Origin of the sequence: Micromonospora sp. RP3T (assembly GCF_003027925.1) — a bacterium.
Classification (GTDB): Bacteria; Actinomycetota; Actinomycetes; order Mycobacteriales; family Micromonosporaceae; genus Micromonospora.
The window spans coordinates 11496-26493 of record NZ_PYPS01000009.1 but is presented as its reverse complement, the minus strand read 5'-3'; the positions used below and the strand labels follow the sequence as shown (position 1 = coordinate 26493).

Sequence of the window (14998 nt, the reverse complement as noted above, 5' to 3'; positions counted from 1 at the left end):
CCCGCAAGGCCACCAATCACCTGAACCGTCCGACACCCGTTAACGCGGTGGAAATGTCGCAAACACGTGTGGGATCGGACACGGTCGCGTAACGCGGGAGGCAACATCGTGAGGCACCGTTCTAGGCTCCGTTCTGGACCTGGACGGGCACGACGACCTTGGTACGGGGGTGGCCACGCCATGCCGACGACAGTCGGTAGACGGACCAACCGCCTCCCACCGGCGCCCCGCGTCGTCCTCGGGGTCGACCAGCGGCTCGTGGTGCGCATCGGCATCGTGGCCGCCGTGTCGTACGCGGCCTGGCTCGCGATCGGCGCCTTCGGCCGGCCGTACAACTTCTTCGACATGAAGATCTACCACGGCGCGGTGCTGTGGTGGGCCAACGGCAACGAGCTGTACGACTTCGTCGCCCCCTCGACGACCCTCGGCTTCACCTATCCACCCTTCGCCGGCCTGGTCATGCTGCCGATGTCCTGGCTGCCGGTGGACGCCGCCGGGTTCGTCAACGCGCTGGCCAGCATCGCTGCGCTCGCGGTCGTGCTGGCGGCGTTGCTGCGTCCCATCGTCGACCGGCTCGGCTGGTCGCTCTGGTTCACCGTCGGCATCGCCACCCCGCTCGCCGTGGCGATCGAGCCGTCCCGCGAGACGCTCGGCTACGGCCAGGTCAACCTGCTGCTCTTCGCGCTGATCATGGCGGATCTGGTGGGCCTGCGGTGGCGCGCCAAGCGGGGCACCCACCACGAGACCGCCGAGTCGCCGTTGGCCCGCTTCCTCTACAGCGGCGCCTGGGCCGGCGTCGGCATCGGGCTCGCCACCGCCGTCAAGCTCACCCCGGCGCTGTTCATCGGCTACCTGATGCTCACCCGGCAGTGGCGGGCCGCCTGGATCGCGGTCGGCACCACGATCGGGGTGACGCTCGCGACGTTCGGTGCGGTCGGCGAGGAGTCCCGCGCGTACTTCACCAGCGTGCTGTGGCAGACCGAGCGGGTCGGCGCGGCCGACATGACCGCCAACCAGTCCCTCGCCGGGCTGCTGGCCCGGCTCTACGACTCGATCGAGACGCCCGGGCTGCTCTGGCTCGCGTTCTCGGTGCTGGTGCTGGCGCTGGGGCTGTCCCGGGCGATCAGCGCCCGCACCGACGGCGACGAGCTGACCGCGTTCACGCTGGTCGGGCTCACCGCCAACGTGATCAGCCCGATCTCCTGGTCGCACCACCTGGTCTGGGTCATCCCGGCGATCGTGGTGCTGGCCGACGCCGCGGTACGCCGCCGCGAGGCCAGCCGCGGGCTGCCGCTACGGCACAGTGGGCCGACCCCGGCGACCGGCGTGCCCGCGCTGCGCCCGCCGATCTGGTACCCGACGCTGACCGGGTTCCGGCACGCGGCCGGCGCGCTCGGGCTCTATCTTCTCTTCCTGATCTCACCGATCTGGCCGTACGAGCACCAGCTCCCCGAGGTCTCCCACTACCAGGACGGCCTGTTCGGCGCGCTGATGGAGAACTCGCTGGCCATCGCGTTGATCGTGCTGGTCGCGGCGCTGCCCTGGCGTCCTGGTGCCGAGCCGGCGTTCTACCACGACCGGTTGGGCCGGACGGCCCCGCTCACCGCCCGGCGCTGACCGGCCGACTCAGGGGCAGTTCACCCACTCCTCGGTGCCGTCGTCGAAGACCTGCCGCTTCCAGATCGGCAGCCGCGCCTTCACCTCGTCGACGAGCCGGGCGCACGCCGCGAACGCCGCCGCGCGGTGCGCGGTGCTGACGGCGGCGACCAGCGCGACGTCACCGATCTCCAGCGGGCCGATCCGGTGCGAGACCGCCACCGCGTGGACGGCCGGGTCGGCGGCGATGTCGGCCGCCACCTCGCGCAGCACCGCCTCGGCGGTGGGGTGGCCCTCGTACTCCAGCCGGGTGACCGTCCGCCCGTGGTCGTGGTCACGGACCACGCCCTGGAAGGAGACCACCGCACCGGCCCGCCGGTCGGCGACCGCCGCCTCGTGCGCGGCCAGGTCGAGCGGCTGGTCGGTGACCGCGCCCAGCACCACCCGCGTCTCCATCGTCACGATGCCAGCATCCGATCGCGACTGTGGGGCTCGCAAACCCGGCTCGCTCCTCGCGCTCACGAGCGTTCTCCCGGGGTCAGGGGCAGCGGCACCAGGGGAACCCGGTCGCCGGCGGCGCCGCTGGTGCCGGGCCGGATCACCGCGAAGCCGTCCGCGCCGGCCAGCCCGCGCAGCATCGCCGAGCCGACGTGCCGCACCGGGTGCGCGGTGCCGGCGACCCGGTCCCAGCGGGCCAGCGCCAGATGGGTGTGGTCCCCGCGCCCGGGCACCGGCTCGGCGAGGGTGACCTGCGGCAGCACCGGCATCGGCCGGCCGGTGAGACCGGCGAGCAGGGGAGCGACCAGCGAGACCAGCGCCACCACCGCGGACTGCGGATTGCCCGGCAGGCCGGCCACGAAGCGCACCCGGCCGTCGCCGTCGACCAGCCGGGCGAGCAGCATCGGGAAGCCGGGACGCACCGCCACGGTGTTGACCACGTAGTCGGCGCCGAGCGCCTCCAGCGTCGGGTGCAGGTGGTCGACCGGGCCGTGCATGGTGCCACCGGTGGTGCAGACCAGATCGGCGTTGGCGAGCGCACCGCGCAGGGCCGCGACGTGCGCGGGCAGCGTGTCGGCGACCGGCCCGACGACGTCGCCGCCCCGCACCTGGCAGCCGTAACGGCGCAGCCAGGCCGGCACCGAGGGGCCGAGCGCGTCTCGCACCCGGCCGGCGCCGGGTGGGCCGGAGGTGAGCAGCTCGTCGCCGAAGACCAGCAGCGCGGCCCGGGGCGCGCGGCGGACCCGCAACGTGTCGTGCCCGCAGGAGGCGGCCAGACCGATCACCGCCGGGTCCACCGGCGTGCCGGCGGGCAGCAGCTCCTCCCCACGGTGCGCCTCCTCGCCCGGCTCGCGCCACTCCGGCTGTGGTCGGGGCGTGCCGGTCACCCGACCGTCCACCGTGCGGGTCGAATCCTCGATCCGAAGGATCGCGGTGGTGCCCGCCGGCACCATCGCGCCGGTGGCGATCTCCACGGTGGTGCCGTCGGCGTCCAGCGGCGACGCGGTGTGCCCGGCCAGCAGCCGGCCCACCACCCGCCACGGCCCCGGGCCGCGTACCGCCCAGCCGTCCACGCTGGAAGTGGGGAACGCCGGCAGGTCGGTGCGGGTGGCCAGCGGCTCGGCCAGGGTGTGCCCGTCGGTGTCGGCCAGCGGCCGGTTGACCGCGGGGAGCGCGGCGGAGAGCGCGACCGCGTACACCCGGGACCGGGCCTCCTCCCACCCGGCCGGCGGAGGCGTGCCCACCTGGACGGCGGCGGCTTCGGTTTCCGTGCTCATCCGGCGAGCCTAGCGCCGGTGTGCGCGGCCCGCGGGCTCAGTGGTCGCCGCCGCGCAGCTGGTCGACCGCGTGCCGCAGGATCGGCCCGAGCACGGCCAGGCCGTCCCGCGCGCCGCCACGCGAGCCCGGCAGGTTCACCACCAGCGTCCGGCCGGTGACGCCGGCCCGTCCCCGGGACAGCGCAGCCGTGGGCACCGCGTCGCGGCTGTGCGCGCGGATCGCCTCGGCGATGCCGGGGATCTCGTAGTCGAGGAGCGCGCCGGTCACCTCGGGCGTGCGGTCGGTCGGGGTGATGCCGGTGCCGCCGCTGGTCAGCACCACGTCGACGCCCTCCTCGCGGGCGGCACGCAGCGCGGCGCCGACCGGCTCGCCGTCGGGCACCACCACCGGCGCGTCGACCGTGCAGCCCAACTCCCGCAGGCCGGCGACGAGCAGGGGGCCGCTGGTGTCGGCGTAGACCCCGGCGGCGGCCCGGTTGGAGGCCACGATCACCCGGGCCCGGATCACGACCGGTCCTCCGGCCGGACCCACTCGCCGGTCTTCCCGCCCTCTTTCCGGAGCACCCGGACGGCGTCCACCGACGCGGCCGGGTCGACCGCCTTCACCATGTCGACCAGGGCGAGCCCGGCGACCGCCACCGCGGTGAGCGCCTCCATCTCCACGCCGGTGCGGTCGGCCGTCCGCGCGGTGGCGGTGATCTCCACGGTGTCGGCGGTGAGGCGCAGGTCGACGGTGACGCCGTGCAGGGCGATCGGGTGGCAGAGCGGGATCAGGTCGGGGGTCCGCTTGGCCCCCATGATCCCGGCGAGCCGGCCGACCGCGAGCGCGTCGCCCTTGGGCAGGTCGTCGCGACGGAGCAGCTCCACCACCTCGGCGGTGGTGCGGAGCCGGCCGGCGGCCACCGCGAGCCGGCCGGAGACCGGCTTGGCGGAGACGTCGACCATCCGGGCGGCGCCAGCCGGATCGACGTGGGTGAGCTGCGCGGGTTCGGTCACCGCCCGACCCTATCCGCCGGGTACGACGCCCACGCGCCTGAGCCGTCGCGGCACGGGGCGGTTCGTCCGGCCACCACTCGTCCACCGAACTCGTCCACGGTTACCGGTCGGGCGACCCGAACGGCGAGTAACGCGAACACCAACTGCTGCTTTGGCGTTCCCCGCGGGAGATCGGCCTTTCCCCGCCGGACCGTGAGACCCCGACTACGCGGATTTCCGCGCTGCTGTTCCAGCCCCGGTTGTGCCGTCCAAGTCGAAACGCCAGCTTAATCCGGTTATCACAAATCGTTGTCCCGGCGGTCGCCGCAGCGCAAGCCGCCCATACGCGCGGTCCGACCCGACTGGTCAAGCCGGCCGAGTCCGGTTGTAATGTTCCTCGGCCCAGACGACGCTACAGATGTCGCTCACGTCGCACCATTCTGGATGGCACTGAGCGACCACGTGAGTACAAGAGGCAGAAGGTCGGCTCCGCTCCGCACATAACTTGTGGACAGAACGTCATTTAAGCGACGAGAGTTGCTTATATTGCGCATACCGACATTAATTCTTCCTTACCGCCCCTTCTTCCCTCTAGCCTTCCTTCCAGTCAACAAGGCGCGGATACACGCACAGGCGATGTCTGCGGCGGGTCGTGCCAATGCGCCACAACCGATTGCGGGTGACGACTCCGATCGGCGGCGATTCCGGCCCGACGGGATATTGGAGGAGGGACGAACAATGCGTAGCACCGAATGGGGATGAGAGTTTCCCGCACCGGAACGAAGCGGTAGGCTGCCGCTCATCGCGTACCGACGGTGAGCGGCGGGTGACTCGGGTGAGCCGGACGACGGAGAGCCGCACGGGTGTCGACCCCGGCCTGCGCGGCCTCGTCTACACCCTGGTGGCGGGCGCATCGCTCGTCGCGCTCATCGCGGTCTCCGCCACACGCAGGCAACACCCCGAATCGGTACGCGACTTCGTCACCGTGGCAACGCTCGTGGTGACCGTCGCGCTGGCCACCGTCATCAAGACGCGGCTACGCATCAGGTCGACCACCTTCTACTTCGCCTGGGTGGAAACCGCAATCGTCATCGGTCTGGCCGTCGCGCCGGCCTCCTGGGTCGTCCTGGCCACCGGCGTCGGGGTGGCCGCCGGATCGGTGACCCGACTGGCACCCATCAAGGTGGCCTTCGCCATCGCGAAGCACACCCTCGTGGCCGGAGGCGCCACCGTCGCCACACTGCTGCTCGGCGGCGCCTGGCCGCCTCGGGAGCCACTCCGCATCGTCGTACTGCTGGGAATCGTCTATCTGGTCGCCGCGATTCTCGACGACGTACTCGCGATTCCGGTCATCGCGCTCGCATCCCGCACCCCGATCCTGCGCCAGTTCCGCAACAACCTCGACCTACGGATCGCCGGCTTCGGCGTGCGATTCGTCGTAGCCGCCTCCACCGTGCTGATCCTCCGGGTCGACCCCCGGCTGTTGCTCGCCGTGCCGCCCCTGGTGCTCAGCCTGCACCTGGCCTACTCCGCCAGGATCCGCGCCCGCACCGAGCAACAGGCCTGGCAGCGACTCGCCCGCACCACCGACGCGCTCAACGTGGTCGACCTCGACCAGGTCCTCACCACCGCCGTCACCGAGGCCGCCGAACTCTTCTCCGCCGACGAGGTCGAGATCGAGCTACGCGAGGGCGGGCGCACGGTCCGCGGCGGCGCGGCCGGCATCGCGTACGACGGGACCGCGCCACGCCCCAGCGCCACGGACGGCCGGATCATGCCGGTCACGCTCGAAGGACACGACCGGGCCGAGAACATCGGCGAGCTTCGGCTCCGCTTCGTCGGGCCGGTCGAGCTCTCCGAGCGGGAGCAGTACACCCTGCGTACCTTCGCCTCGGCGCTGTGCACCGCGGTCCGCAACGCCCAGGCGTACGCCGAACTGGCCCGCGTCGCCGCCGACCACGCCTACGCCGCCACCCACGACGCCCTCACCGGCCTGTCCAACCGCCGGCACCTGCTGGACGAGGGCACCGCCCAGCTCACCACCCGGCACGCCGACGGCGTCACCGCCCTGGTGCTGATCGACCTCAACCACTTCAAGGAGGTCAACGACACGCTCGGGCACGGCGCCGGCGACCGGGTGCTGATCCAGGTCGCCGAACGGCTCCGCGACGCGGCACGCGCCGACGACCTGGTCGCCCGGCTCGGCGGCGACGAGTTCGCCGTGCTGCTGCGCGGCCTGCCCGCCCCGGCGGTCGCCGCGCACCGCGCCGAAGCCCTGCTCACCACGCTGCACGACCCGATCGACCTCGACGGCATGCGGATCAGCGTGGAAGCCAGCGGCGGCATCGCCGTCGCCCCCGCCACCGGCGGGATGCCCGAGCTGCTGCGCCGCGCCGACGTGGCGATGTACCAGGCCAAGCGCGCCGGCCAGCGGGTCGCCACGTACGCGGCGACGCGCGACACCGCCGACCTCAGCCGGCTCACCCTCGGCGGCGAACTGCCCCGGGCCGTCGCCGACCACGAGTTCACCGTCAACTTCCAACCCATCGTCGACCTGGGCAGCGGCCAGGTCACCGGCGCGGAGGCGCTGGCCCGCTGGCACCACCCCACCCACGGCCTGATCGACCCGCTGCGCTTCCTGGAGGCGGTGGAACGCTCCGGGCTGCTGCCCGCGTTCGCCGAGGCCATCCTCGACCAGGCGCTGATCGCGGCCGGCTCGTGGCACGACGCCGGCTTCGACCTGCCCGTCTCGGTGAACGTGTCACCACGCAGCCTCCTCGACGCCCGCTTCCCCGGCGCCGTGCTGGCCCGGCTACGCGCCCACGACCTCCCACCCGACCGGCTCGTCCTGGAGCTCACCGAGACGCTCACCCTCAGCCAGCTCGACGTGGTCGACCGGGTGCTCAGCCGGCTCCGCGACTCCGGCATCCGGCTGGCCCTCGACGACTTCGGCACCGGCTACTCGTCGCTCTCCCTGCTCTCCCGCATCCCGGTCCACGAACTCAAGATCGACCGCAGCTTCGTCACCGCCATGGAAACCGCGCCCGAGGCCGCCGCCGTGATCCGCTCCACCCTCGACCTGGGCCGCAGCCTCGACCTCACAGTGGTCGCCGAGGGCGTGGAGAGCGAACCGCAACGCCGCACGCTCTGGGAGCTGGGCTGCACGGCCGGCCAGGGCCACCTGTTCGCCCGGCCGCTGCCGGCCGGCGCGCTGCTCGCCGCCCTCCAACGCGGCGCCGGCGGCCGGCCCGGCGCACTCGCCGCACCGCTGCACGACACCGGCGCCGTCATCCGGCTGCCCGGCCGCCGCGCCGCCGGCATCCGTACCCGCCCGACCCCCGCCACCGACGTCCGACACCCCTGACCAACCGGCCCGACCCGGCCGGAGCGCATCCCCGGTCTGCCAGACTGGCCCGCGTGACCGCCCACGCCGACCCGGCCACCGCCACCTCCCGCCGCTGGTCGGCACTCGACACCGCCGCCGGCGGTCTCGCCCTCGACCTGGGTCTCTACGCCGCCGCCACGATCTTCGCCGCGGTCACCGCCGCCACCTCCACCCTGCCGCCGCACCGCGCGTGGGGCACCGTCGCCACCATCGGGTACGCGGTCGCCGCGCTCGCCGCGACCACCCAGCTCCTCGCCCGCCGCCGACACCCCGACACCCCCCTGGCCGGCCTGCCCGCCCGCTGGGCGGTCACCGGTCTCACCTGGGCCACCACCGCGCTGCTCCCGGTCGTCCTGCAGAGCATCCAACGGGCCGGCGGACGCACCGACCGGGCCCAGGAGGAGGTGCTCGTGGTGGAACACGCCGGCACCCGCCTCGCCGAGCACGGCACCCCCTACCTCGGCCCCGACGCCATCGCCGCCCTGCCCCCCGGCGAGCAGCTCCTCGGCTACACCCCCTACCAACCCGGAATGGCGCTGTTCGGGCTGCCCCGGGCCGCCGCCGACGCCTGGTGGACCGACGCCCGCGTCTGGTTCGCGATCGGCACCGCGCTCGCGCTCGCCGCCCTGGTCGCCACGCTGCGCACCAGCACCGGCCCCACCTCGCCCCGCCGCTCCGCCACGCTGCTGCGCGCCGTCCAGGCCGCCACCGTCCTGCCCGTCTCCGCGCTCACGCTCGCCACCGGCGGCGACGACCTTCCCGTACTCGCGCTCTGCCTGCTCGCCCTCGCGCTGGCCGCCGCCGGCCGGCCCGGCCGCGCCGGCCTCGCGGTCGGCGTCGCCGGCGCGCTGAAGCTCTTCGCCTGGCCGGTGGCCGTCGTGCTGGTCTGCTGGGCCGCCACCCGCCGGGCCGCGCCCCGCACCGCCCTGGGCGCCCTCGGCCTGCCCGTCCTCGCGCTGCTGCCGGTCCTGCTCGTCGACCGCGACGCCCTGGTCGAGAACGTGCTCCGGTTCCCGCTCGGCCACGGCCTGGTGACCAGCCCCGCCCAGTCCCCGTTCCCCGGCCACCTGATCGCCGAGGCGCTCCCCGCCGGCCGTGTGGTCGCCGCCGCGCTGCTCGCCGCGGTCGGCCTGGCGATCGCCGTCCGGCTGCTGCGCCACCCGCCGCGCACCGCCGCCGCCACGGCCCTCATCTGCGGGTACGGGCTGCTCGCCGCGATCCTGCTGATGCCCTCCACCCGCTTCGGTTACCTGCTCTACCCGGCCGCCCTGCTCGTCCTCGCCCCCGCGCTGGCACTCGCCGAGACGCCCGCCGGGCAGCCCGGCCGGCCGGCATTCCCGGCAACCGCCCGGCGCGATCCGGCCGGAAGGCGTACACCTGAGGCATGACCACCTACCGTGACCGGACCGAAGCGGGACAGGACCTCGCCGAGCGACTCACCGACCTCGCCGACCGGCCCGACGTCGTCGTCCTCGCCCTGGTCCGCGGCGGCGTCCCCGTCGCCCGGGTGATCGCCGACCGGCTCCACGCCCCCCTCGACGTGCTGGTCGTCCGCAAACTCGGCGTGCCCTGGGCACCCGAGGTCGCCTTCGGGGCGCTCGGCCCCGGCGGCGTGCAGGTCCTCAACGACATGGTCGCCGGCCGGATCAGCGAGAACGACCGGGCCCAGGTCCGCCGCCGCGAACAGGCCGAACTGGACCGCCGCGAGCAGCGCTACCGCGCCGGCCGGCCACCGCTGGACCTGACCGGCCGCACCGCCCTGATCGTCGACGACGGGCTCGCCACCGGCGCCACCGCCCGCGCCGCCGTCCAGGTCGCCCGCCAGCTCGGCGCCGCCCGGGTGGTCGTCGCCGTCCCGGTCGGCTCCCCGCCGGCGTACGAGATGCTCGCCGCCACGGCCGACACGGTGGTGAGCAGCCAACTCCCGCCCGACTTCGCCGCCGTCGGCGCCTACTACGACGACATCCACGAGGTCTCCGACGACGAGGTGACGCACGCGCTGACCGCCACCGCGTGAAAACACCCGGTACCGTCGGTGTCATGCAGCTCACCTGTCCCAAATGCCACGGAGAGATGCGCCAGTACGAGCGCAGCGGAGTAGTCATCGACCAGTGCGGCGAGTGCCGCGGAATCTTCCTCGACCGAGGCGAGCTCGAAAAGCTGTTCGAGGCCGAGGCCAACTGGAACCGGCAGCAGGGCGGCGCCCCGCAGGCCGCACCCGCCGGGGCCGGCTACCCACCGCCTCCGCCGCCCCCGCCCGCAGCCCCGCACCAGCCGGGCTACGGCGCCGTCCCCCCGCCCCCTCCGCCGCCGCCCGGCCACGGCTACCCGCAGCCCGCGTACGGCCACGGTCAGCAGCAGCACTACGGCTACCACGGTCACTACCGCCGCAAGAAGAAGCACGGCTTCCTCGGCGAACTGTTCGACTGAGGTGTAAGGAGGGGCCCCTTGTTAACGCCTGCGGTAGAGAAGGGGCCCCTTCTCACCATGCCGATCGTCGAGCATCGTGGCAGGCTGCACCCCATGAGCGCGATCCGGCCGCACGAGGCGCTGGCCCAGGCGTACGACGGCATCACCGCCGCCGTCGCCCCGCTCGACGACGCCGGCCTGCAACGACCCACCCGCTGCCGGGGCTGGCTCGTCGCCGACCTGCTCTTCCACGTGCTCTGCGACGCCCAACGCGCGCTCGTCGCGCTGGCCAGCCCGGTGCCCGGCCCGGCCGACGTGGACGACATCAGCTACTGGCGCGCGTTCGGCGCCGACGGCGACGACGGGGCCGGCGCGCGGCACGCCTGGTGGGCCCGCCGCTCGGCCGCCGCGTTCGACCGGCCCACCGGCGTGGTCCGGATCTGGTCCGACACCGCTCCCGCCGCCGCCCGCGCGGCCGCCGCCGCGGACGACACCGGGCACGTCACCACCCAGGGGCACGTGCTGCGCGTACCGGATCTGCTCGCCACCCTGACCACCGAGGCGGTCGTGCACCACCTCGACCTGGTGGTGGACCTGCCGGACGCGCCACCGCCGGCGGCCGGCCCGACCCGGGTGGCGGTGACCACGATGGACGGCCTGCTGTGCGACGACGCGGTACGCCCGGCCGCCTGGGACGACCACGAGTATCTGCTCAAGGCCACCGGGCGGGTGCCGTTGACCGACCGGGACCGGTTCGAGCTGGGCGAGGCGGCGGGCTGGTTCCCACTGCTCGGCTGAGAGCCGTCAGACGATGGCCATGTCCACGAAGCGAGACAGGTGCAACTGCGCGGCGACCGTCACCGTGTCAGTGGGGCCATTCCGGTGTTTGGCAACAATAAAGTCCGCTTCGCCCGCTCTGGGCGATTCCTTATCGTAATAGTCGTCACGATGCAGAAGGATCACGACGTCTGCATCCTGCTCGATCGAGTTGTGCGCGGCGATCCCGTTGGCGATGAAGTTGTGCGTACCGAGCACGGTTGCGTCGTAGACATCCTTCTCACCAACCGGCTCGATCGAGACGATCTCGTCCCAGAAAACATCATTAGTAGCATGCAGGTCGAGGTCGGCCGAGTCCAACACGGTGGCGATCTTGGCAAGACGAGACCTACTGGGGGCGCGCTTCCACATCGTGCTGCCGCAGAACTTGGTGCCGACAGCAGCCGCGAACTCCCGATGGCTCATCTTCCGCTCAGTTAGAACCTCGCGCACCCGCGTCCACACCTCTCTGGGGACGGTGTCCACGTTCGGGTTGCTCACCATGGCCTCAAGGCTCCCCAGCAACGCTGAACAGCCGCCCGCGCGCTCGCCGTGCGCACCGATCTCACGGAGGAAGCGGAGCTGGTCGTCGCGACCGGAGACGTCGAGCGTGTACTGCGGCCGGTGCCGGACAACCGGAACCTGCCTGAGTCGCGCCGAAATTCCGAAGCGGAGCAACAGCCGCGAGATATCCTCCAGCATTCGCTGCGAGGTGGAGGAGAAGTAGACGCGTCCACCTCGACCCGACTTGTTCACGGTCACCGACCCGTCGGTGGCCCACAGGTGTCGCAGGAAGAGCGTGATCTGCTCTTTCGGCAGACCGAACACCGGTGCGGGCACGAACTTCTCATGGGATCGGAGCCCGAACAACCCGAGCCCGTCCAACCACTCCGCGATCGGGTTCCGCCGCCCTCGGGCGAGCCGGAAGGGTGCCGGTAGGCGGAGGGTGGTCACTCGAGCAGCCGCGTAGTCATCGCGCACCGCCGTGATCCCGAAATGCCGGGCAGCCTCCGCCACTGCGCCCAGGTTGGCCTCGTCGCAACTGGCGTAGCGAATCGCCTGACGTCGGACGAACGAGCCGTCCCCGAGCAGGTGCGCCAGCATGACCACCTCGGACTCAGCCCACGGCTGAACGTCCAGCGGCGGTGGGATGTGCCGGGGAGACGCAATCCTCGCCCCCGGCGCGAGTTCGGCCAGCGGCATCCAGCCGCCGAACGTGAGGAACGGGTGATTCGCGGTGGCCTCGATCTGCTTCCCGGAAGCGAGGGTCATCCGGAACACCTCCCGCGTTCCACTGGGGAAGGCGTGGGTGAGCGTCCGGGCGGTGTAACGGAGGCTCTCATCCAAGGCCCACACCGGGATGTCCTTCGCCTTGGTGGCGAGCAGCTCGCCGAGCGTCACCTCCGAATTGTCGTCGGCCCTGATGAGTCTGGTATCCGCGGTAAGGCAGCCTGACTCCCGCAAATCGGACAACTGTGGTCGCTTGTCCGTACGCTGCTCCGGGCCACGGTTCAGCTGACTCACCGCGATCACCGGGCACTCGACCTCCTTGGCCAGCAGCTTCAGGCCACGGGACAGGTCCGCGACCTCCTGCTGCCGGCTCTCGGTGCGCTTCGGCGAGGTCATGAGCTGGAGATAGTCGACCACGATCAGTTTCAGGTCGTGCTTCTGCTTGAGCCGTCGCGCCTTCGCCCGGATCTCCATCAGGTTCATGCTCGGGGTGTCGTCGACGAAGAGTGGGGCCTCGCTGATCTCGCCCATGCAGCGGGCCAGCTTGGTCCAGTCGTCGTCGGAGAGCTGCCCGCTACGCAGCACGTGCAGCGGCACCCGCGCCTCGGCCGAGAGCAGTCGCATGACGATCTCGACCTTGCTCATCTCCAGCGAGAAGATGGCCGCAGCCTGGTTGGCGCGAATCGCAGCATTCCGGGCGAAGTCCATGCTGGCTGTGCTGTTGTGCGTCGGGATCATCGACCGACCCGCCAGGTACAGGTGGTCGGCGTTGTCCACGGTCACGCAGCGCACCGGAACGCTCGCCACCGGTCGGACGTCCACGATGAAGCGGGAGTGGGAACGCACGTCCGAGGACGTCCGCCGTCGGGCCAGGTGCGCGGCCCGCTTCCGTTCCAGGCGGAAGACCGGATCGGGGGTGGAGAAGTTCGCCGTGTAGGCGACTGATGAGTCCTCGGTGCGTCCGCGCACCCTCCGCTCGGTGATCGAGCATCGGTAGCCCAGGCTGACCACGAGTTCCCGAACACCCTCCATCAACCGCTTCGACGTGGAGGTGTACTGGAGGTTCCCGGTCGGCGCCACCGTACCGTCGGTGTCCATCAGCCCGGCGAGCAGCGCCCGGCGCTGGGCCTCCGAGGCTCGCAGATAGTCCTGAGGGATGTGCTTGTCGGAAGCCACCCCGATCCGGCGAATCAGCGCCAGGAACGAGCCGCCTCGCTCGTGACACTCGGCGCATCGGCGGACCGCCTGGTTCTCGCGCAGTGCTCGGGTGGAGCCTCCGCAGTCGACACAGGTGCGGTCCGTCGTCCGCCCCACGGTGGGCAGCAGGATGGTGAACAGCATTGGGCCGCTGGGTCGCACGAGGAAGCCGTCCCGGGCCACCAGGTCGACCATCTCGGCGTCCGCGGTGGTGAACCTGCTGGCTCCGGTATGACCGTCGCCGAGCCACACACCGAGGGTGTACGGAGGGACGACCAGTTCACGTTCCGGGAGCCGGAGCGGCGCGCAGTTCTCCACAGCGTGGTTGAGGCGCCGGTCGGCGGTGTCCGTGCGAAGCGTCGCGGCGATCTGTGCGGTGGTCACGACTCCGTCGTGCCGAACGGGGGCGCCTTCGTTGACGTGTCGCTCGGCCCCCTGGCGAAGGCCGGAGACGAGAGCGCCCGCCGGGTAGCCGGGAGCGGTCCAGTTGCGTGACTTGCCGGCCCGGGTCACCGGACGGGCGACCCGTCCGTTCGCGCCGACCTGGCGCGCCACCGTGTGCAGCACGTTGCGGAACTCTGGGCCGACCTGCTCGAGCGTGTCCGCCAGGGTGACCAGGCGGTGCGGCTCGGCGGACGCCGCCGCTTCGGCCGCCCGCACCCTCGACAGCGCCGCCTCGGGCCAGTAGTGACGGGGCCGCGCCTCGGGCTGCCGACGGCTGGCCCGGGTGGTCGTCTTCCAGAGGTGTTCGGCGTCCGCCACGATGACCGAGCCATCGGAGAACTCGACCTCGTAGCAGGGGCGGTCGTGCATCACGTCGAAGACGTTGGTGATAGTGGTCGGGTTGCCGTCGGCCGCGAGCAACTGGTCGCCGACGCGTACCGCACCCATTGTGGTCCAACCCTCCGGGGTGGGCAGGGGCGTGTCGAGCGCCAGCGCCTTGCCCAGACCCGGTCGACCCGCCACGATGATCAACTGCCCGGCGTGCAGGCCGTTGAGCAGGCGGTCGAGGTCGGTGAAGCCGGTCGGGACGCCGGTCATCACGCCACCCTGGGCACCGACCGCCTCGATCTCGTCCAGCGTGGGCTGGAGCATGTCGGCCAGGATCGCGAAGTCCTCGCTGACCCGCTTCTCGGTGATCTCGTAGACGGCCTGCTGGGCGAGGTCGACGATGTCGTCCACGTCCCGGCTGCCGCTCGGGCCGGTGCCGTAGCCGAGCTGCACGATCCGGGTGCCGGCCTCGACCAGCCGGCGGAGCACGGCCCGCTCGCCGACGATGCGGGCGTAGTAGGCGGCGTTGGCGGCGGTGGGCACGCTGGCGATCAGCGTGTGCAGGTAGGGCGCGCCGCCGATGCGGGCGAGGTCGCCGGAGTCGGCCAGCGCCGCGGCCACCGTGATCGGGTCGGCCGGTTCGCCCCGACCGTAGATGTCCAGGATCGCGTCGAAGATGGTGGCGTGCACCGGGCGGTAGAAGTCGTTGGTCTTGAGGATCTCCACGACGTCCGCGATGGCGTCCTTGGAGAGCAGCATGCCGCCGAGGACGCACTGTTCGGCGGCCACGTCCTGGGGTGGTGTCTTCTCGAAGGACGCGTCCCGCGGCGGCGGCTCGGACGCT

11 protein-coding genes are annotated in these 14998 nt (G+C 72.3%); 6 read left to right on the top strand and 5 right to left on the bottom strand.

All coding sequences use genetic code 11. The annotated features are described in order from the left end of the window. Window positions 1–180 precede the first annotated feature (180 nt). Window positions 181–1617, top strand: coding sequence for a glycosyltransferase 87 family protein (locus C8054_RS09680; protein WP_107156422.1), 1437 nt, complete (start codon window positions 181–183; stop codon window positions 1615–1617). 9 nt (window positions 1618–1626) lie between these two features. Here C8054_RS09680 and C8054_RS09675 read toward each other — a convergent pair whose 3' ends face one another. Genes C8054_RS09675 through moaC form a run of 4 tightly spaced genes read right to left on the bottom strand, consistent with a single transcriptional unit; the run spans window position 1627 to window position 4367 of the window. Continuing rightward, entirely contained in the window at window positions 1627–2058 is a 432-nt protein-coding gene (locus C8054_RS09675) for a molybdenum cofactor biosynthesis protein MoaE (protein ID WP_107156421.1), read from the bottom strand. 56 nt (window positions 2059–2114) lie between these two features. Further along, window positions 2115–3371: a molybdopterin molybdotransferase MoeA gene (locus tag C8054_RS09670; RefSeq protein WP_107156420.1), complete on the bottom strand. Its 1257-nt coding sequence runs from the start codon at window positions 3369–3371 to the stop codon at window positions 2115–2117. Window positions 3372–3408: 37 nt separating this feature from the next. Then, window positions 3409–3879, bottom strand: a complete 471-nt coding sequence (locus C8054_RS09665; RefSeq protein WP_107156419.1) for a molybdenum cofactor biosynthesis protein B — start codon at window positions 3877–3879, stop codon at window positions 3409–3411. Continuing rightward, window positions 3876–4367 (bottom strand): cyclic pyranopterin monophosphate synthase MoaC, encoded by a 492-nt coding sequence (moaC, locus tag C8054_RS09660; RefSeq protein WP_107156418.1) that lies wholly within the window; start codon window positions 4365–4367, stop codon window positions 3876–3878. Before moaC ends, C8054_RS09665 begins: the two co-directional genes overlap by 4 nt. Before the next feature lie 877 nt (window positions 4368–5244). On the opposite strand from moaC, the gene C8054_RS09655 reads away from it, so the two are divergent. The 5 genes from C8054_RS09655 to C8054_RS33195 all read left to right on the top strand — a co-directional run bounded on the left by C8054_RS09655 (window position 5245) and on the right by C8054_RS33195 (window position 10938). Further along, window positions 5245–7710, top strand: coding sequence for a bifunctional diguanylate cyclase/phosphodiesterase (locus C8054_RS09655; RefSeq protein WP_107156554.1), 2466 nt, complete (start codon window positions 5245–5247; stop codon window positions 7708–7710). 53 nt (window positions 7711–7763) lie between these two features. Continuing rightward, window positions 7764–9119, top strand: a complete 1356-nt coding sequence (locus C8054_RS09650; RefSeq protein ID WP_107156417.1) for a glycosyltransferase 87 family protein — start codon at window positions 7764–7766, stop codon at window positions 9117–9119. Then, window positions 9116–9748, top strand: a complete 633-nt coding sequence (locus C8054_RS09645) for a phosphoribosyltransferase (protein WP_107156416.1) — start codon at window positions 9116–9118, stop codon at window positions 9746–9748. Before C8054_RS09650 ends, C8054_RS09645 begins: the two co-directional genes overlap by 4 nt. A gap of 23 nt (window positions 9749–9771) precedes the next feature. Next, window positions 9772–10161 (top strand): zf-TFIIB domain-containing protein, encoded by a 390-nt coding sequence (locus C8054_RS09640; RefSeq protein WP_107156415.1) that lies wholly within the window; start codon window positions 9772–9774, stop codon window positions 10159–10161. 93 nt (window positions 10162–10254) lie between these two features. Then, entirely contained in the window at window positions 10255–10938 is a 684-nt protein-coding gene (locus tag C8054_RS33195) for a maleylpyruvate isomerase N-terminal domain-containing protein (protein ID WP_107156414.1), read from the top strand. A gap of 6 nt (window positions 10939–10944) precedes the next feature. On the opposite strand, the gene C8054_RS09630 is transcribed toward C8054_RS33195, so the two are convergent. Next, entirely contained in the window at window positions 10945–14943 is a 3999-nt protein-coding gene (locus tag C8054_RS09630; RefSeq protein WP_306766808.1) for a replicative DNA helicase, read from the bottom strand. Window positions 14944–14998 lie beyond the last annotated feature (55 nt).

Coding starts and splice junctions, on each gene's coding strand:
- C8054_RS09680 (WP_107156422.1), top strand. CDS start 181: ATGCCGACGACAGTCGGTAGACGGACCAACCGCCTCCCACCGGCGCCC.
- C8054_RS09670 (WP_107156420.1), bottom strand. CDS start 3,371: ATGAGCACGGAAACCGAAGCCGCCGCCGTCCAGGTGGGCACGCCTCCG.
- C8054_RS09645 (WP_107156416.1), top strand. CDS start 9,116: ATGACCACCTACCGTGACCGGACCGAAGCGGGACAGGACCTCGCCGAG.
- C8054_RS09640 (WP_107156415.1), top strand. CDS start 9,772: ATGCAGCTCACCTGTCCCAAATGCCACGGAGAGATGCGCCAGTACGAG.
- C8054_RS33195 (WP_107156414.1), top strand. CDS start 10,255: ATGAGCGCGATCCGGCCGCACGAGGCGCTGGCCCAGGCGTACGACGGC.